The organism is Pseudomonas putida (assembly GCF_003228315.1).
Classification (GTDB): domain Bacteria; phylum Pseudomonadota; class Gammaproteobacteria; order Pseudomonadales; family Pseudomonadaceae; genus Aquipseudomonas; species Aquipseudomonas putida_S.
This window is the reverse complement of record NZ_CP029693.1, coordinates 3,000,828-3,018,346: the sequence shown is the minus strand read 5'-3', so window position 1 is coordinate 3,018,346 and position 17,519 is coordinate 3,000,828. Positions and strand designations below refer to the sequence as shown.

Annotated in this window: 15 protein-coding genes and 1 pseudogene; 8 read left to right on the top strand and 8 right to left on the bottom strand. The window is 60.0% G+C overall.

Features of this window, described 5'->3' with window-relative positions:
• The first annotated feature begins 103 nt into the window (after positions 1-103).
• On the top strand, positions 104-1,534 hold the full coding sequence (gene sbcB / locus DKY63_RS14005) for an exodeoxyribonuclease I (protein ID WP_110964642.1): 1,431 nt from the start codon (positions 104-106) through the stop codon (positions 1,532-1,534).
• A 100-nt stretch (positions 1,535-1,634) separates the two neighbouring features.
• Here sbcB and mvaT read toward each other — a convergent pair whose 3' ends face one another.
• Positions 1,635-2,012 carry a histone-like nucleoid-structuring protein MvaT gene (gene mvaT, locus DKY63_RS14000; RefSeq protein WP_007933316.1) on the bottom strand — a complete coding sequence of 126 codons (378 nt, stop codon included), beginning with the start codon at positions 2,010-2,012 and terminating at the stop codon, positions 1,635-1,637.
• Between the two features lie 338 nt (positions 2,013-2,350).
• On the opposite strand from mvaT, the gene purU reads away from it, so the two are divergent.
• Both purU and DKY63_RS32390 read left to right on the top strand, forming a co-directional pair.
• The gene (purU, locus tag DKY63_RS13995; RefSeq protein WP_110964641.1) at positions 2,351-3,199 is read left to right on the top strand and encodes a formyltetrahydrofolate deformylase; all 849 of its coding nucleotides are present in this window, start codon (positions 2,351-2,353) and stop codon (positions 3,197-3,199) included.
• Between the two features lie 81 nt (positions 3,200-3,280).
• Positions 3,281-3,457 (top strand): hypothetical protein, encoded by a 177-nt coding sequence (locus tag DKY63_RS32390; RefSeq protein WP_204354331.1) that lies wholly within the window; start codon positions 3,281-3,283, stop codon positions 3,455-3,457.
• Here the strand turns inward: DKY63_RS32390 and DKY63_RS13990 are convergent.
• The 5 genes and pseudogenes from DKY63_RS13990 to DKY63_RS33090 all read right to left on the bottom strand — a co-directional run.
• Positions 3,444-4,439 (bottom strand): lysylphosphatidylglycerol synthase transmembrane domain-containing protein, encoded by a 996-nt coding sequence (locus tag DKY63_RS13990; RefSeq protein ID WP_110964640.1) that lies wholly within the window; start codon positions 4,437-4,439, stop codon positions 3,444-3,446. The genes DKY63_RS32390 and DKY63_RS13990 overlap by 14 nt on opposite strands.
• Entirely contained in the window at positions 4,436-5,212 is a 777-nt protein-coding gene (locus tag DKY63_RS13985; RefSeq protein ID WP_110964639.1) for a DUF2334 domain-containing protein, read from the bottom strand. The genes DKY63_RS13990 and DKY63_RS13985 overlap by 4 nt, the downstream gene beginning before the upstream one ends.
• The gene (locus DKY63_RS13980; protein ID WP_204354330.1) at positions 5,205-6,326 is read right to left on the bottom strand and encodes a glycosyltransferase family 4 protein; all 1,122 of its coding nucleotides are present in this window, start codon (positions 6,324-6,326) and stop codon (positions 5,205-5,207) included. Before DKY63_RS13980 ends, DKY63_RS13985 begins: the two co-directional genes overlap by 8 nt.
• A 215-nt stretch (positions 6,327-6,541) precedes the next feature.
• Complete coding sequence (locus DKY63_RS33095; RefSeq protein WP_430523154.1) at positions 6,542-7,306, bottom strand: methyl-accepting chemotaxis protein; 765 nt, start codon at positions 7,304-7,306, stop codon at positions 6,542-6,544.
• 93 nt (positions 7,307-7,399) lie between these two features.
• Positions 7,400-8,431 (bottom strand): annotated as a pseudogene (locus tag DKY63_RS33090) (HAMP domain-containing protein); the annotation flags it as partial.
• A gap of 187 nt (positions 8,432-8,618) precedes the next feature.
• Between DKY63_RS33090 and DKY63_RS13970 the strand changes: the two are divergent.
• Complete coding sequence (locus DKY63_RS13970; RefSeq protein ID WP_110967920.1) at positions 8,619-10,106, top strand: helicase HerA-like domain-containing protein; 1,488 nt, start codon at positions 8,619-8,621, stop codon at positions 10,104-10,106.
• A gap of 109 nt (positions 10,107-10,215) precedes the next feature.
• On the opposite strand, the gene DKY63_RS13965 is transcribed toward DKY63_RS13970, so the two are convergent.
• Positions 10,216-10,671, bottom strand: a complete 456-nt coding sequence (locus DKY63_RS13965; protein WP_110964637.1) for a DUF721 domain-containing protein — start codon at positions 10,669-10,671, stop codon at positions 10,216-10,218.
• Between the two features lie 309 nt (positions 10,672-10,980).
• On the opposite strand from DKY63_RS13965, the gene secA reads away from it, so the two are divergent.
• The 4 genes from secA (at position 10,981) to DKY63_RS13945 (ending at position 16,798) form a co-directional block, all read left to right on the top strand.
• The gene (gene secA, locus DKY63_RS13960) at positions 10,981-13,716 is read left to right on the top strand and encodes a preprotein translocase subunit SecA (protein WP_110964636.1); all 2,736 of its coding nucleotides are present in this window, start codon (positions 10,981-10,983) and stop codon (positions 13,714-13,716) included.
• A 129-nt stretch (positions 13,717-13,845) separates the two neighbouring features.
• Positions 13,846-15,063: a bifunctional glutamate N-acetyltransferase/amino-acid acetyltransferase ArgJ gene (gene argJ, locus DKY63_RS13955; protein ID WP_110964635.1), complete on the top strand. Its 1,218-nt coding sequence runs from the start codon at positions 13,846-13,848 to the stop codon at positions 15,061-15,063.
• 161 nt (positions 15,064-15,224) lie between these two features.
• Positions 15,225-15,857, top strand: coding sequence for a glutathione S-transferase family protein (locus tag DKY63_RS13950; RefSeq protein WP_110964634.1), 633 nt, complete (start codon positions 15,225-15,227; stop codon positions 15,855-15,857).
• A complete protein-coding gene (locus DKY63_RS13945) occupies positions 15,854-16,798 on the top strand; it encodes a Nudix family hydrolase (RefSeq protein ID WP_110964633.1) in 945 nt (314 codons plus the stop codon). Before DKY63_RS13950 ends, DKY63_RS13945 begins: the two co-directional genes overlap by 4 nt.
• A 138-nt stretch (positions 16,799-16,936) precedes the next feature.
• On the opposite strand, the gene DKY63_RS13940 is transcribed toward DKY63_RS13945, so the two are convergent.
• Entirely contained in the window at positions 16,937-17,518 is a 582-nt protein-coding gene (locus DKY63_RS13940; protein WP_110964632.1) for a cob(I)yrinic acid a,c-diamide adenosyltransferase, read from the bottom strand.
• Between the last annotated feature and the right edge of the window lies 1 nt (position 17,519).

Sequence of the window (17,519 nt, the reverse complement as noted above, 5' to 3'; positions counted from 1 at the left end):
ATGTTGCCGGCGGCTTGAGCGAGCACTCTTCAACAACATTGCTGGCCGCCGCAGGGCCTGAAAGCCTAGACTTCGCCGATCTCCCGTTGTTCAGGAAAAACCTGTGACCTCCATCTTCTGGTACGACTATGAAACGACGGGCATCAATCCCCGTTGCGACCGACCCCTGCAAATGGCGGGGCTGCGTACTGACTTTGATCTCAATGAAATCGACGAGCCGGTCAATCTCTATTGCCAGCCCAGCGAAGATATCCTGCCGCATCCGGCGGCCTGCGCCATTACCGGCATTACCCCCGGCGTGTTGTCTGAACAAGGCATGAGCGAAGCCGACTTCATGACCCGGGTGCATGCCCAACTGGCGGCGCCCGGTACCTGTGGCGCGGGCTACAACACCTTGCGTTTCGACGACGAGATGACCCGCTACAGCCTGTACCGCAATTTCTTCGATCCCTACGCGCGGGAATGGCAGGGCGGTAACAGTCGCTGGGACTTGATCGATGTGGTGCGTGCGGCCTACGCCTTGCGTCCGGATGGCATCGTCTGGCCGATGGATGATGAGGGGCGGGTGACACTCAAGCTCGAACGCCTCACCGCCGCGAACGGCATCGATCACGGCCATGCCCACGAGGCGCTGTCGGACGTTCGCGCCACCATCGCCCTCGCGCGCCTCGTTCGGGAAAAGCAACCGAAGCTGTACGACTTCCTGTTTCAGCTACGCAGTAAACAAAAGGTCCTTGATCAGATTCGTCTGCTCAAACCGATGGTCCACGTGTCCGGGCGTTTTTCCGCCGCTCGCGGCTACATCGGAGTGGTGTTGCCCCTGGCTTGGCACCCACGCAACAAGAACGCATTGATCGTCTGCGATCTGCACCTGGATCCCCAGGGAGTGCTGGACCTGGATGCCGACACCCTGCGCCAGCGCCTGTACACCCGGCGCGAGGAGTTGGCCGAGGGCGAGTTGCCGGTGCCGCTCAAGCTCATTCACATCAACAAGTGTCCGGTGGTGGCGCCCCTGGGTGTCCTGCGTCCGGAAGATCAACAGCGCCTCGGGATGGATATGGCGCTGTATCAGCAGCGCGCAGCACAACTGAGCGAGGCGCAGAAAGTTTGGCAGGACAAAGTCCTGGGAATATATGCCGGCGAGGAATTTGCCCCCAGCCAGGACCCGGAACAACAGTTGTACGATGGTTTCATTGGCGACCGCGATCGCAGGCTTTGTGAACAAGTGCGCACGGTCGATCCTATTCAATTGGCGCAACAGCAATGGCCTTTCGATGATGAACGTCTGCCGGAATTATTGTTTCGATATCGCGCACGCAACTTTTCCGACACCTTGAGTGTTGAAGAGCAAGAACGCTGGAGAATGTTCTGTCAGAAACGTTTGACTGCCCCGGAATGGGGCGCACCCAATACCCTGGAAAGTTTCACGCAGGCCGCGGCCCAATGGGCTCTTACAGCGACGCCGTTTCAGCAGGAGGTGCTTGATCAATGGCAGTACTATGTAGGGGAATTGCGCAAACGCTTGAATCTTTGAATTCGAAAATGAGCGATGTTGAATTCGAGGCATAAAAAAACGCCAGCGTAATGCTGGCGTTATTTTTTGTCACAAATTCGTATGCGACAAGTGCGCAGGCTTAGCCCAGCAGGGTAGCCCAGCCTTCAACCACGTCACCGCCCCACTTGGCTTTCCACTCTTTCAGAGTCTTGTGGTTGCCGCCTTTGGTTTCAATGACTTCGCCGTTGTGCGGGTTTTTGTATTGTTTAACTTTGCGAGCACGCTTGGTGCCGGTAGTTTTTACCGCGCCGCCACGTGGTGCCTTGGTTTTGGATTCCGGATCCAGCAAAGCGATGATGTCGCGCAGGGACTTGGAGTATTCGCCCATCAGGGTGCGCAGTTTGCCTTCGAATTCCAGCTCGGTTTGCAGTTTGTCGTCTTGGGACAGATTCTTCAAACGGGCTTGCAGCTCTTTGATAGCTTCTTCGGTGGCACGATATTCGTTGATCAAGGACATGATTACTACCTTATGTAGAAAAGAGATGGCAGGGAGACAGTGCGGCAATAATAGTCAGGGTATTTCTTCAAGTAAACATTAAACCGATGTTTATTTAATTTAAATACGATGAGTTTGTCCGACAATGGATGAGCAGTTAAAAGTTCGAGTCGACCACGACAGTTATTCACAATTGAATGCGTATAGAAGGTAAACAACACTGCCACGAACAGGACTGCGCAGGGCTGGCAGTACCCTGCTCAGCGACCACCGGGCAAGACACAACGTGATCAATACTGCGGTTTTGCTGCGTTGTCGCTAGAATGGCCGCCTTTGCGAAGTTCTGGAGTTTCCCCCTCATGCATACATATCGGCTGGTGATTTCTTGCCCGGACCGCGTCGGCATCGTTGCTAAAGTCAGTAACTTTCTGGCGTCCCATAACGGCTGGATCACTGAAGCGAGCCATCACTCGGACAATCAGAGTGGCTGGTTCTTCATGCGTCACGAGATTCGTGCCGACTCGCTGCCGTTCGGTATCGAAGCCCTGCGTGAAGCCTTTGCGCCGATTGCCGAAGAGTTTTCGATGGACTGGCGCATCACCGATACCGCGCAGAAAAAACGCGTGGTGCTGATGGCAAGCCGCGAGTCCCACTGCCTGGCCGACCTGTTGCACCGCTGGCACAGCGATGAACTGGACTGTGAAATCGCCTGTGTGATTTCCAACCACGACGACCTGCGCAGCATGGTCGAATGGCACGGCATCCCGTACTACCACGTACCGGTCAATCCACAGGACAAGGAACCGGCCTTCGCCGAAGTTTCGCGCCTGGTTAAACAGCATGATGCGGAAGTGGTCGTACTGGCGCGCTACATGCAGATTCTGCCGCCAGAGTTGTGCAGCGAATATGCCCACAAGGTCATCAACATCCACCACAGCTTCCTGCCGTCCTTCGTTGGTGCCAAGCCGTACCACCAGGCGTCCATGCGCGGTGTGAAGCTGATCGGTGCGACCTGCCACTACGTGACCGAAGAGCTGGACGCCGGTCCGATCATCGAGCAGGACGTGGTACGCGTCAGCCACAGCGACAGCATCGAAGACATGGTGCGCTTCGGTCGTGACGTCGAGAAGATGGTCCTGGCCCGTGGCCTGCGTTACCACCTCGAAGACCGGGTACTGGTGCACGGCAACAAGACTGTGGTGTTCTGATTCCGACACGATACGGTTGAAAATCGAAGGGCCTGGGCGTTCAATCGCTCCAGGCCCTTCGCCGTTTCTGAGGACATAAACATGACCGATCCACTGGATAAAGCCACGTCCAAGGCACCTGCGACAGTGGGAGAAGGGTGCTTGAGTCGTTATGACCCCGATGACATAAGCCCGGAGGACGGCACCGAATTTCCGGGAGCGGCCGAGTTGTGGGAGCAATTGCAGCAAGAACCCGACAACCCGCCTAAGCCTGCTTGAGCTTCATCAACTTCTTGAGCAACGGCCGACCCAGCATCAAAAGAAACACCGGCCCACCCACAACCAGATAAAAGTAATAGGTCACCGCCCGCCAGATCAGAATGGCTGCGGCCGCCGTGGATTTGCCCACCATGGGCGCCAACAGCGCCGCCGATGTCAGTTCTGCCGCCCCGGCCCCGCCCGGCAGCAGGCTGAATTGCCCCGCACTCAGTGACAGCATCTGGATCAGAAAGCTCCAGGCCCACTGCAAGTCCGCACCCAACCCGCGCAGTGCCAGATACAGCACGCTGTAACGCAGGATCCAGTGCAGGCAGGTCAAGGCAAATACCTTGATCAATGTCTGAAACGGTAATTTGAGTGTGTCGGTAAATGCCGCCAGAAAGTGCAAGAGTTTTCGCGCCCAGCGCATGCGCGTGGTGGATTGGACGTTCAAGCGAACGAGCAACCGGCCACCCAGGCGAATCAGCAGGCGATGGTAGCGCGCGGCCGCTACGCAGCAGACCAGGCCGCCAAACATCGAGATCGCACTGACCGTCAGGAGCCACTCCATTCGCTGGCTGAGGTGCTGGAACAGCGCATAAATCAGGATGGTGCTCAACGCACAGAGAAAAAACAACAGGTCGCTCAACTGGTCCATGGCAAACACCGCGCTGCCTCTGGCCGGGCGAACACCATTGCGTGCCAGTAAAGCCATGATTGTCAGTGGTCCGCCGCTGCCTCCCGGGGTCGCGCAGTAGGCGAACTCGGCGGCCATCACCACGCCGAGGCTCTTGACCGGGCTGACCTTCTGCCGTTGATCGCCCAATAACAGTCTCAGGCGCAGGGTGTTGATCAACCAGCACAGCAAAATCATGCCGAACATCACCAGCAGCCAGTTCAGTGGAAAGTTCTCCAGCCGAGACCAGGTTTCGCTGCCGCCCAATATCCAGGGAATCAGCACGGCGGCAAGCAGGCCGATCAGCAGCAGGATCCCGCGACTCATGCGGCGCGCTCCATCGGCTGGTTTTGCCGGGCTAGCCAGCACACCTTGGTCAGCGGCATCCGCCCTTTGTCGAGCAGGCGCTGGAGGAGGTTCAGCCAGTAAGTGCGCGAGAACTCGTGGCGCATGTCCACCGGATGAATGCCCAGCCGAATGACCGGGGCCTGACGCCAGCGATGCTCGAGTCGGTCACTGACGAGTTTCGACAGGCCTCGACGCCAGGCACTGCGCGAACTCCACACCAACCCGGGGGCGTCGATCGGGGCAAAGTCGGGAAGGCGATATAAATGCTGTGCATCGCTGGTGTAGCTCAGAGGCAGTCGGCGCAACGCCTGGCGCGTGCCCTCACTCATCAGCCACGCCGGTGCGACAAAGCCCTGGAGTGGCCAGTGGTAACGATCGAACAAGTCGATGCCTGCACGCAGCCGGGCGAGGGCGTGCTCCCGGGACAACCTGTAGAACTCAGCTTCGTGGGTATAAATACGGCGCATGAACCAGTCCCGTGGATTAGCCGATATCGGTTCATCATCACAATGAAAGTAGCCATGCAGTGCCAATTCGTCACCGCGTTCGAGACGTCCGGCAAGCATGCGGCGAAATTCGGGATGAGTTTGCAGGTCGTTATGGTGGTGAAAGTCAGGCACCACCAGCCAGGTCATCGGCACCGCACCAAGTGCGTCAACGGCTTCGACGAAGGGACGGTAGTCTTCCCAGGTTTGTGGTGCCACATCGTGCAGCACCAGTAGCAGGCTGGGCGAGGACATGGGCTCACCCATTGGCAACTCGTGGCCACTGGCTGCCAAGTACGGCGTGATAGTGGCCGAGCAGGCTGTTGACCACGGTATCCCAGGCGTAATGCTGCTCGACATGGCGTCGCGCTTGCTGGCCGAGGGCTGCGCAACCCTGGCTGAACAACTCACGCAGGGCGTTGGCCATGGCCAATGGATCGTTTGGCGTGCACAGCCGGCCGAATCGATCGTCGATGATTTCCTCGAACGCACCGGCGGCCACCGCCACCACCGGAATGCCGCAGGCCATGGCTTCGAGGATCACCAGGCCGAAGGTTTCCTGGTCGCCGGCATGGACCAGGGCATCGGCACTGGCCATCAGGCGGGCAACTTGTGCGGCCGGGCGGAAATCGTCGATGACGGTCACGTTGTCCGGCACGCTGGTCGGCATCGACGAGCCGACCAGCAGCAAGTGGTAGCGCCGGCCCAGGCGTTTCATGCAATCGAGCAGGATCGGCAGGTTTTTTTCCTTGGAGCCGCGCCCGGCGAAGATCAGCAGATGAGTCTGTTCGTCCAGGCCCAGTTCGGCTCGCAGGCCGGGGTCGCGGGCAGCGGGATGAAACAGTTGCAGATCGACGCCCAGCGGCTGCACAAAAACGTTCCTGACCCCCAGGCCCGTCAGTTTGTCTGCCATGACCCGGCTTGGCGCCAGCACCCGGTCGAAGTTGCCGTAGAGTCTGCTGACATAGGCTTCGACGTTGGGCGTGACCCAATTGCCCATGCGATTGCTGGCCAGCAGTGGCAGGTCGGAGTGATAAAAGCCGATCACCGGCACATCCAGTTGTCGCCGCGCATCCAGGGCTGCCCAGGCGGTGAGGTACGGGTCACCGACCTCGATCAGATCCGGTTGCAAGTCGTGCAGGACATTTCGCCAGGGCGCCAGGCGGAGAGGGAAGCGATAACCCTTGCCGAAGGGCAGGGCGGGCGCCGGAACGGTGTAGATGCCATCCTTTTCGCTGAAAATCGCTCCGGGGATAAGCAAACTGTGGCGAGTGCCGGGTCTTGTGCAGAGACGATGATGTTTGGCATCCAGGTAAGTGCGCACGCCACCACTGGCAGGGGCGTAGAACATGGTGATGTCGGCGATGTGCACGATGAACATCCCTCCGGTCGGGTCTCCCTTGGTTGACCTTATTGAAGAATAGATGTTCGGTTGGGGTTCTGCGGGTGGGGTGCCAGCGAGGTTTTGCAGTGTATTGGAGACCGCCATCGCGAGCAGGCTCGCTCCCACATTGGTTCTTCGGTGAACACATTATTTGTGAACGACAGAGATCAAATGTGGGAGCGAGCCTGCTCGCGAAGGGGCCTGTTCAGGCGCTAGATCCGGAAACTGCCCACCAGTTGTTTCAATCGCGCCGCTTGCTGCTCAAGATCGGCACAGGCCCGCAGTGTCGACTGCAAGTTCTCCACCCCTTCCTGGTTCAATGTATTGATTTCGGTGATGTCGACATTGATCGATTCCACCACGGCCGTCTGCTCCTCGGTCGCCGTGGCCACGGATTGGTTCATGCCGTCGATTTCGCCGATGCGCCGGGTCACACTGCTCAGGCGCTCGCCGGCCAGGTTGGCGATTTCCACGCTGTCCTGGCTGTGGCGCTGGCTGTCGCTCATGGTGCTGACCGATTCCCGGGCGCCCACCTGCAATTCCTCGATCATGCTCTGCACCTGCTGTGCCGATTCCTGGGTACGGTGCGCCAGATTGCGCACTTCATCGGCCACCACGGCAAACCCGCGCCCGGCTTCGCCCGCCCGCGCCGCTTCAATGGCAGCGTTGAGCGCCAGCAGATTGGTTTGCTGGGAAATGCTGGTGATGACCTCGAGGATCTGCCCGATGTTCACGGTCTTGCTGTTGAGCGATTCGATGTTGCTGCTCGAAGCGCTGAGCATGCTCGACAGCTGGTTCATCGCGGCAATGCTGCGATCCACCACATGCTGGCCATCCTCGGCGAGGTTGCGGGCGTCGCTGGCCTGATTGGAGGCCTGCGCGGCGTTGCGGGCGATTTCCTGAGCGGCAGCGCCCAACTGATTGATTGCTGCGGCGACGCTGCTGGTGCGCGAGGCCTGTTGGTCCGAGTTGTACATCGATGAGTTCGAGGCGGCCACCACGCGCAGCGCCACTTCGTTGACTTGGCCGGTGGCCGAGCAGACCTCGCGGATCGAGCCGTGAATACGCTCGACGAAACGGTTGAAGGCAGTGCCAAGCGTGCCGAACTCATCGTTGTTGACGATGGTCAGGCGTTTGGTCAGGTCGCCTTCGCCGTCGGCAATGTCGGCCATGGCGCGGGTCATGACGTGCAGCGGCTGGATCAGGATGCGGATCAGCATCCCCAGCAGGGCGATGATGATCACCACGGAAATGACCGTCGCCACCACTGCCGAAGTGCGGAATTCGCTGAGCATCGAGAAGGCCTTTTCCTTGTCGACGGACAGGCCGATGTACCAGTTGACCGAAGGCAGGCCCTTGATCGGCGTGAAGGTCACCAGGCGGGTCTTGCCGTCTACTTCCACTTCGCTGAAGTCGCGGCTGATGCGCGGAGTGTTCTGCGGGTAGGCCTCGCTCAGGGACTTCATCACCAGGGCCTTGTCCGGGTGCACCAGAATCTTGCCATCGGCGCTGACCAGGAAAGCGTACCCCATGCCGTCGAAGTCGCGCGCGCTGAGGGTGTCGATCAGGGTTTGCAGGCTCAGGTCACCGCCGACCACGCCGACGTTTTGGCCGGCCTTTTTCGAGGCGGTGGCCAGGGAAATGATGGTTTGACCGGTGGCCGCATCGATATAGGGTTCGGTCAGGGTCGGAGTATTGCTGTTTTCCGCGCCCTTGTACCAGGGGCGGACCCGTGGGTCGAAGCCGTCGGGCATCTTGGCATCCGGACGGATGGTGAAGTGTCCGGTGGCGTCGCCCAGGTAGGACGCCATGAAGGTCGACGTCAGCGCTTTCTGTTCGAGCAGTGCGGCAACGTTGGTTTGTTCCGGGTTGATGGCAATGTTTTGCGCAAGGTTTTCGATCAGCAGGATTCGGCCGGCCAGCCAGGTCTGGATATTGTTGGCGGTGACGTCGCCCATCTCGTTGAGGTAGTTGTCCAGGTCTTCGCGAATGGCGTTGCGCTGTAAATAGTCGTTGTACAGGGTGAACGAGGCGAAGGTGGTGATGACGATGAGCGCGGCGGCAAGCAGGATTTTATGGCTGAAACGTAGATTTTTATTCATGGCTTGAGGTTCCGCTAAAGTCTTAATGCCCATCGCGTGCTTTTATAAAGAGATGCAATGGGCACGGTTTAAAGCATGTGGGATTTCCATCGCTCCTTAAGGGAAATATCCGACCAGATTGTGTCTGTTTGCTTTGTCGCTACTGCTATCGGCCGTGCAAGCACAAAGATTAACCATGGGTGACCAAATGCCTGACTCATTGCAACTCGTTATCGGCGCCGATCCTTCGGGGCAGCCGATCGCCCAGGCCATGCGCCTGGCCAACCGCCACGGTTTGATCGCGGGTGCTACCGGTACCGGAAAGACAGTCACCCTGCAACGCATGGCCGAAGCCTTCAGCGATGCCGGTGTGGCGGTGTTCGCGGCCGATATCAAAGGTGACTTGTGCGGATTGGGGGCTGCGGGTAACCCTCAGGGCAAAGTCGCCGAGCGGATCGCCGGGATGCCCTGGTTGAACCACAAACCGGCGGCGTATCCGGTGACCTTGTGGGATATCCACGGCCAGTCCGGTCATCCATTGCGCACCACGTTGAGTGAAATGGGGCCGTTGTTGCTGGGGAGCCTGCTGGAGCTGACCGACAGTCAACAATCGGCGCTATATGCCGCGTTCAAGGTCGCGGACCGAGAGGGCCTGTTGCTGCTGGATCTCAAGGACCTGAAAGCGCTGCTCAATCACCTCAAGGACCACCCGGAACTGCTTGGCGATGATTCCGCGTTGATGACCACCGGTTCCAGCCAGGCCCTGTTGCGGCGCCTGGCAACCCTTGAGCAGCAGGGCGCCGAGGCGCTGTTCGGGGAGCCGGCGCTGCAACTTGAAGACATTCTGCAGCCGGCTGCCGATGGTCGCGGGCGCATTCACCTGCTCGATGCCAGTCGTCTGGTGCACGAAGCGCCGAAGGTCTACGCGACCTTCCTGTTGTGGCTGCTGGCCGAACTGTTTGAGCAATTGCCGGAGCGCGGCGACGCGGACAAGCCGCTGCTGGCGCTTTTTTTCGACGAAGCGCATTTGCTGTTTGCCGGCACGCCCAAAGCCTTGCAGGACCGTCTGGAACAAGTGGTTCGGCTGATTCGCTCAAAAGGCGTGGGCGTATATTTCGTCACCCAATCGCCAGGCGACTTGCCGGATGACGTGCTGGCCCAGCTGGGCTTGCGCATCCAGCATGGTTTGCGCGCGTTCACCGCCAAGGAGCAGAAGTCCCTTCGGGCGGTGGCGGACGGTTTCCGGCCGAACCCGGCGTTCGATGCCTTGTCGGTGCTGACTGAATTGGGTATCGGTGAAGCCCTGGTGGGGACCTTGCAGGAAAAGGGCACGCCGGAAATGGTTCAGCGGGTGCTGGTGGCGCCACCACAATCTCGAATCGGGCCGCTGACCGACACCGAGCGCACGATGCTGATCGCCGGGTCGCCGTTCAAGGGGCGTTATGACAAGCCGATCGATCGCGAGTCGGCCTATGAAGTCCTGATGGGGCGCAAGGGGCTGGCGCCGGAAGCCGAGGCCGCGCCGGATAAGCCGGCAGCGCAGGAGCCGAGTTTTACCGAGCAGGCTGGGGAGTTTCTCGGTACCGCGGCGGGGCAGGCGTTGAAATCCGCGATGCGTCAGGCGGCGAATCAGTTGGGACGGCAGTTGGTGCGGGGGTTGATGGGGTCTCTGCTGGGTGGCAGCAAACGCCGCTGACCCCTGTAGGAGCAAGGCTTGCCCGCGATGAACGATGATGCGGTGTACCTAGTGCACCGCGGCGTCCTTATCGCGGGCAAGCCATGCTCCTACGGAGAACCTGGTGAATTCAGGGTTTGGGCCTGGCATGCGCCGCCAATCGCTCCAGTGCCGCCCGCAGGTTCGGATCACTGATGCCATCGGCCGTCGCCTGGATGGTCGCCGCCGCATCCACGGACAAATCGATGGTATGCCCGGCCGCACCTCGATGAACGGTGGGTGGCTGGACCTTGAACAGGATTCTCGTGAGGCTGGAAAACTCATCGAACATCTGCAATTGCCGTTGCAGGCGTTTTTGCTGGTAACGCAGGCGGGTGGCCCAATGGCCATCGGTGACGATCAACAACAAACTTCCTTCGCGAAACGACGCCACATGGCAATGTTCGCGGGCGGCGGGTTGCAGTTGGCTGTCGAGCAGCCGTTGCAGATGACCCAGGCGTTGGGCATGACCGAGTATGGCCTTGAGCGGCTTGGCTTCGCGTAGCAGGACGGCGGGTGCTCTGGCCGTAAGAGGGCGAAATGCCATGATCAGACACCTGAAGTAACAGAGCGGCCATGGTAGCAGAAAGCACGGGTTGCGCCCGACCCATTGCTTTGCGCGCGTTTTACCCATTAAATCAACGGATAACTTCTGCCTTCCATGGCTTGAAGTTCAATCATTTGTCCCTATTTTAAGTGAGCCCCGTCAAAGCGCTGAGCCAGCATCGTGGAATAACGCCACTTTCCTCACCATCGTTTCCGGGTAGAATGCTCGTTCGCATGCGGCCATGAGGGCTGCACGGGCGACGCTCATGGGGCCGCCCTCCATCCCTTTAGTGTGGAAGATCCTGCCGATATGTTTGCGCCTTTGTTAAAGAAACTTTTTGGAAGCAAGAACGAGCGTGAAGTCAAACGCATGCTCAAGACGGTGCAACACGTCAATTCTTTCGAAGAGCAAATGGTGGCCCTTTCGGACGATCAATTGCGTGCCAAGACGGATGAGTTCAAGGCCCGCATCGCCAAAGGGGAAACCCTCGACAAGCTGCTGCCGGAAGCATTTGCGGTCGCCCGCGAAGCCGGCAAGCGCGTCATGGGTATGCGTCACTTCGATGTCCAGCTGATCGGTGGCATGACCTTGCATGAAGGCAAGATCGCCGAAATGCGTACCGGTGAAGGCAAGACCCTGGTGGGCACACTGGGCGTTTACCTCAACGCGCTGTCCGGCAAGGGCGTGCACGTGGTCACGGTGAACGACTACCTGGCCCGCCGAGATGCCAACTGGATGCGTCCGCTCTACGAATTCCTCGGCCTGACGGTCGGCGTGGTCACGCCGTTCCAGCCGCCGGAAGAAAAGCGCGCCGCCTACGCCGCCGACATCACCTACGGCACCAACAACGAATTCGGTTTCGATTACCTGCGCGACAACATGGCGTTCAGCATGGAAGAAAAATTCCAGCGTGAACTCAATTTTGCCGTGATCGACGAAGTCGACTCCATCCTCATCGACGAAGCCCGTACTCCCCTGATCATTTCCGGTCAGGCCGAGGACAGCTCCAAGCTGTACATGGAGATCAACAAACTGATCCCGCAGCTGGAACTGCACGTCGAAGAAGTGGAAGGCGAAGTCACCAAGGCTGGCCACTACACCGTCGACGAGAAGACCCGCCAGGTCGAACTCAACGAAGCCGGTCACCAGTTCGTCGAAGACGCGCTGACCCGCCTGGGCCTGCTGGCTGAAGGCGAGAGCCTGTACTCGGCACACAACCTGAGCCTGCTGACCCACGTTTACGCCGGCCTGCGTGCGCACAAGCTGTTCCACCGCAACGTGGAATACATCGTGCAGGACGGTCAGGTTGTCCTGGTCGACGAACACACTGGCCGTACCATGCCGGGCCGTCGTCTGTCCGAAGGCCTGCACCAGGCCATCGAAGCCAAGGAACACCTGAACATCCAGGCCGAAAGCCAGACCCTGGCATCGACCACCTTCCAGAACTACTTCCGTCTGTACGAAAAACTGTCCGGCATGACCGGTACGGCCGACACCGAAGCGTTCGAATTCCATCAGATCTACGGCCTGCCGGTCATCGTCATCCCGACCAACAAGCCGCTGGCCCGCAAGGACTACAACGACCTGGTGTTCCTGACCGCCGACGAGAAATACGCGGCCATCGTCAACGACATCAAGGAAAGCATGGCCGCCGGCCGTCCGGTGCTGGTGGGTACTGCCACCATCGAAACTTCCGAGCACATGTCCAGCCTGCTGGTGAAGGAAGGCATCGAGCACAAGGTCCTGAACGCCAAGTTCCACGAAAAGGAAGCCGAGATCATTGCCCAGGCCGGTCGCCCGGGTGCGCTGACCATCGCTACCAACATGGCCGGTCGTGGTACCGACATCCTGTTGGGTGGTAACTGGGAAGTGGAAGTCGCTTCGCTGGAAGACCCGACCCCTGAGCAGATCGCGCAGATCAAGGCCGACTGGCAGAAACGTCACCAGCAAGTGCTCGAGTCGGGCGGTTTGCAGGTGATCGCCTCCGAGCGTCATGAATCCCGTCGTATCGACAACCAGTTGCGTGGTCGCGCCGGCCGTCAGGGCGACGCCGGTTCCAGCCGTTTCTACCTGTCGCTGGAAGACAGCCTGATGCGTATCTTCGCCTCTGACCGGGTAAAGAACTTCATGAAGGCCCTCGGCATGCAGCCGGGCGAAGCGATTGAGCACCGCATGGTGACCAACGCCATCGAAAAGGCGCAGCGCAAGGTTGAAGGCCGCAACTTCGACATTCGTAAGCAACTGCTCGAGTTCGACGACGTCAACAACGAACAGCGTAAAGTGATCTATCACATGCGTAACACGTTGCTGGCTGCCGACAATATCGGTGAAACCATCGCCGACTTCCGTCAGGACGTGCTCAACGCGACCGTCAGCGCACACATTCCGCCGCAATCGCTGCCTGAGCAGTGGGACGTGGCTGGTCTGGAAGCCGCGATTGCCAGCGACTTCGGCGTGAAGCTGCCGATCCAGCAATGGCTTGACGAAGACGACCACCTTTACGAAGAAACCCTGCGTGAGAAGCTGATGCAGGAGCTGATGGCTGCGTACAACGAGAAAGAAGATCAGGCGGGTGCCGAAGCGCTGCGCACCTTCGAGAAACAAATCGTTCTGCGCGTCCTGGACGACCTGTGGAAAGACCACCTGTCGACCATGGACCATCTGCGTCACGGTATCCACCTGCGTGGCTATGCCCAGAAGAACCCGAAGCAGGAATACAAGCGCGAGTCGTTCACGCTGTTCTCCGAGCTGCTGGATTCGATCAAGCGCGACTCGATCCGCGTGTTGTCCCACGTTCAGGTGCGCCGCGAAGATCCGGCCGAAGAAGAAGCCCGTCTGCGTCAGGAAGCCGAAGCACTGGCAGCGCGCATGCAGTTCCAACACGACGAGGCCCCGGGCCTCGAGCAGCCGGAGCTGCTTGGTGAAGAGGTCGATGTGGCCCTCGCTGCCGCACCGGTTCGCAACGAGCAGAAGCTGGGCCGCAACGAGTTGTGCTACTGCGGTTCGGGCAAGAAGTTCAAGCATTGCCACGGGCAGATCCAGTAAAACCCGTTTGATACGCTGAAATACCCGCGCCGCGACCGGCTCATGCCGTCGCGGCGTTTTACCATTCAAACCACCGCTAGTTGAAAAAGAGCGCAGCGGTGCAGACATCATCTAGTGAGGAGCGCATTCATGGCTGTTGGTCTTGGTCCTTTGCCAACGTTGCACCCGGTTGCCGGTTTTGAACTCGGTATCGCATCGGCCGGTATCAAGCGCCCGGGGCGCAAGGATGTCGTGGTCATGCGCTGCGTCGAAGGCTCGACCGTCGCGGGCGTGTTCACCCTGAACGCTTTTTGCGCGGCCCCGGTGATCCTGGCCAAGCAACGTGTGCAAGGCCCGGTGCGTTACCTGCTGACCAACACCGGCAATGCCAACGCGGGTACCGGTGAACCGGGCCTGGCCGCCGCCGAGCGCACCTGCGCCAAGCTGGCGGAACTGACCGGAGTCGACGCCAGCCAGGTGCTGCCGTACTCCACCGGTGTGATCGGCGAGCCGCTTCCGGTCGAGAAGATCGAAGGTGCGTTGCAAGCGGCCCTCGACGACCTGTCGGTTAACAACTGGGAAGCTGCCGCCACCGGCATCATGACCACCGATACTCTGCCCAAGGGCGCCAGCCGCCAGTTCCAGCACGATGGCGTCACCGTCACCGTGACCGGCATCAGCAAAGGCGCGGGCATGATTCGCCCGAACATGGCGACCATGCTCGGCTACATCGCCACCGACGCCAAAGTCTCCCGTGAAGTGCTGCAAAACCTGATGCTGGACGGCGCCAACAAGTCGTTCAACCGCATCACCATCGACGGCGACACCTCGACCAACGACTGCTGCATGCTGATCGCGACCGGTCAGGCGGCATTGCCGGAAATCACCCGCGCCGAAGGCGAGCTGTTCGCCAAACTCAAGCAGGCGGTGTTCGAAGTGTGCATGGACGTGGCCCAGGCCATCGTTCGCGACGGTGAAGGCGCAACCAAGTTCGTGACTGTTGAAGTCAACGGTGGCGGCAATCATCAGGAATGCCTGGACGTCGGTTACACCGTTGCCCACTCGCCGCTGATCAAGACCGCACTGTTCGCTTCCGATCCGAACTGGGGCCGTATCCTGGCCGCCGTTGGCCGTGCCGGCGTACCGAACCTGGACGTGAGCAAGATCGACGTGTTCCTCGGCGAAGTGTGCATCGCCAGCCGTGGCGCGCGTGCTGCCACCTACACCGAAGCCCAGGGCGCTGCGGTGATGCAGCAGGAAGAGATCACCATCCGTATCGAGCTGGGACGCGGCGATTGCAGCGAAACCATCTGGACGACCGATCTGTCCCACGAGTACGTGAAGATCAACGCCGAGTATCGTACGTAAGATCGCGTCGACCCCATCGCGGGCAAGCCCGCTCCCACAGGATTCTCAGTGGACACAGTTTTTGTGTATGGCAGGACCAATGTGGGAGCGAGCCTGCTCGCGATGGCGGTTTGTCAGTCACCCGCTAGACTGGCTTGTCCCTCTATTTAAAGGTCCCGAACATGAGCCTGCACCTGATCATCGGCGACAAACTGCTTTCCTCCTGGTCCCTGCGCGGCGCCCTGGCTCTTGACCTGACCGGCGCCCCCTATACCGAAGAACTCATCAAACTCAACCAGCCAGACACCCGCGAGTGTCTGCTAAAGCATTCGCCAACCGGCAAAGTCCCGCTGTTGAAAACCGGGCACGGCACCATCGCCGACTCCCTGGCAATTGCCGAATACCTGGCTGAGCAATTTCCCGACAAGGGCCTGTGGCCCAAAGACACGGCTGCCCGCGCCCAGGCGCGTTCGGCCTGTGCGCAGATGCACAGCGGATTCTTTGGCATGCGCGGCAACATGCCGTTCGACCTGAGCCATGACGCGCCGCTGGCGTCGGTTCCGACCGAAGTCCAGGTGGATGTCGAGCGCATGTCAGCCCTGTGGGCCGAATGCCGCGCCGCAGCCACTGAAACCGGTCCGTACCTGTTCGGTCGCATAAGCCTGGCCGACGTGTTCTTCGCACCCATCGCCGTGCGCCTGCGTACCTATCGGGTCAAGTTGTCGGCTGTCGACGAGGCCTATGTTGAAACCATCTACCAATGGCCGGCCTTCAAGGCCTGGCAGAAGGCCGGACTGGAGGAAATCGAGCGGTGAAACGCGTACATGTAGCCGCTGCCGTCATCCGTGACGACAGCGGCAAAATCCTCATCGCCCGCCGTGCCGACACACAGCACCAGGGCGGGTTGTGGGAGTTTCCTGGTGGCAAGGTCGAGGCTGATGAATCGGTGGAAACCGCACTGGCCCGCGAGCTGCAGGAAGAACTGGGCATCGTGGTCAATGCGGCCCGCCCGTTGATCAAGGTCCACCACGATTATCCGGACAAGCAGGTGTTGCTGGATGTCTGGGAAGTCTCGGCATTTACCGGCGAGCCACACGGTGCGGAAGGCCAGCCACTGGCGTGGGTCACGGCGCGTGAGTTGTCGGGTTACGAGTTCCCCGAGGCGAACCGGCCAATTGTCGCTGCTGCGCGGTTGCCCGAGCAGTACCTGATCACTCCGGAAGATCTGGAAGCGCCGGCCCTGCTACGGGGGATTCAGAAAGCCATCGCGGGCGGTATCAAGTTGATCCAGCTGCGCGCGCCAAACGGTTACGACCCGAAATACCGCGATCTGGCGGTCGATGCCGCCGGCCTGTGTGCTGGCAAGGCGCAGTTGATGATCAAGGGGCCGTTCGAGTGGCTGGGAGATTTCCCCTCCGCCGGCTGGCACATCACCTCGGCGCAGTTGCGCAAATACGCAGCTGCCGGTCGGCCACTGCCTGCATCGCGCTGGTTGGCGGCCTCCTGCCATAACGCCGAGGAACTGGCGCTGGCCGAGGAGATGGGGGTGGACTTCGTGACCTTGTCACCGGTGCAGCCGACGTTGACGCATCCGGGGGCGCAGCCGTTGGGTTGGGAGCAGGCTTCGACCCTGATCCAGGGCTTCAGCAGGCCGGTGTTTCTGCTCGGTGGAGTTGGCCCGGCGGAAGTACAGAAGGCCTGGGCGGCGGGTGCCCAGGGTGTGGCGGGGATTCGGGCGTTCTGGCCTGAGGCCTAAGTTCTGCGTAATAGCTGATGGCCCTATCGCGAGCAAGCTCGCTCCCACAATTGATTTTTGGTGTTCACAGATAGTGTGTCCACAGAAAGTCCATTGTGGGAGCGAGCCTGCTCGCGATGGGGCCAGTGACGTTATTGCTCAAACCTCAGGCTTCGCCGCCGGCTGCCACAAAATCTCCGCAACTCCCTGACGCCGCGCAATCACCCTAGCCATCACAAACAGCAAATCTGATAACCGATTGATGTACGCCAGCCCCACCCCGGCCAGTGGCTCAAGCGCATTCAAATGCTGGCAGCGACGCTCGGCGGCACGGGCCAGGCTTCTGCACACGTGAGCCTGGGCGATCAACGCTGACCCGCCCGGCAGGATGAAGTTCTCCAACGGCCCCAACTCTTCATTCCACACATCGATCGCCGCTTCCAGACGCTCGATTTCTGCGCTGTTCAACGCCTGATATTCCGGCATTGCCAGTTCGCCACCGAGGTCGAACAACCGGTGCTGGCAGGGCGCCAATACCTCGATCACTTCCTTGAGCCCCGGATGTTCGTTGCTTGCTGCGGCCAGCCCGGCCAGCAGCACGCCCACCTGACTGTTCAATGAATCGACTTCGCCAATGGCCTCGATCCGCGGGTGATCCTTGGGGACGCGGCGGCCGTCGCCCAGGCCGGTTTCGCCCTTGTCGCCGGTACGGGTGTAAATCTTCGACAAGCGAAAGCCCATG

Bases quoted from the DNA above. Each gene is read 5' to 3' on its own strand.
- DKY63_RS13985 (WP_110964639.1), bottom strand. From the start codon at position 5,212: ATGGGTGAGCCCATGTCCTCGCCCAGCCTGCTACTGGTGCTGCACGAT.
- DKY63_RS13990 (WP_110964640.1), bottom strand. From the start codon at position 4,439: ATGAGTCGCGGGATCCTGCTGCTGATCGGCCTGCTTGCCGCCGTGCTG.
- DKY63_RS13965 (WP_110964637.1), bottom strand. From the start codon at position 10,671: ATGGCATTTCGCCCTCTTACGGCCAGAGCACCCGCCGTCCTGCTACGC.
- DKY63_RS13950 (WP_110964634.1), top strand. From the start codon at position 15,225: ATGAGCCTGCACCTGATCATCGGCGACAAACTGCTTTCCTCCTGGTCC.
- DKY63_RS13980 (WP_204354330.1), bottom strand. From the start codon at position 6,326: ATGTTCATCGTGCACATCGCCGACATCACCATGTTCTACGCCCCTGCC.
- purU (WP_110964641.1), top strand. From the start codon at position 2,351: ATGCATACATATCGGCTGGTGATTTCTTGCCCGGACCGCGTCGGCATC.
- secA (WP_110964636.1), top strand. From the start codon at position 10,981: ATGTTTGCGCCTTTGTTAAAGAAACTTTTTGGAAGCAAGAACGAGCGT.
- DKY63_RS33095 (WP_430523154.1), bottom strand. From the start codon at position 7,306: ATGTACAACTCGGACCAACAGGCCTCGCGCACCAGCAGCGTCGCCGCA.
- mvaT (WP_007933316.1), bottom strand. From the start codon at position 2,012: ATGTCCTTGATCAACGAATATCGTGCCACCGAAGAAGCTATCAAAGAG.
- argJ (WP_110964635.1), top strand. From the start codon at position 13,846: ATGGCTGTTGGTCTTGGTCCTTTGCCAACGTTGCACCCGGTTGCCGGT.
- DKY63_RS13970 (WP_110967920.1), top strand. From the start codon at position 8,619: ATGCCTGACTCATTGCAACTCGTTATCGGCGCCGATCCTTCGGGGCAG.
- DKY63_RS32390 (WP_204354331.1), top strand. From the start codon at position 3,281: ATGACCGATCCACTGGATAAAGCCACGTCCAAGGCACCTGCGACAGTG.
- DKY63_RS13940 (WP_110964632.1), bottom strand. From the start codon at position 17,518: ATGGGCTTTCGCTTGTCGAAGATTTACACCCGTACCGGCGACAAGGGC.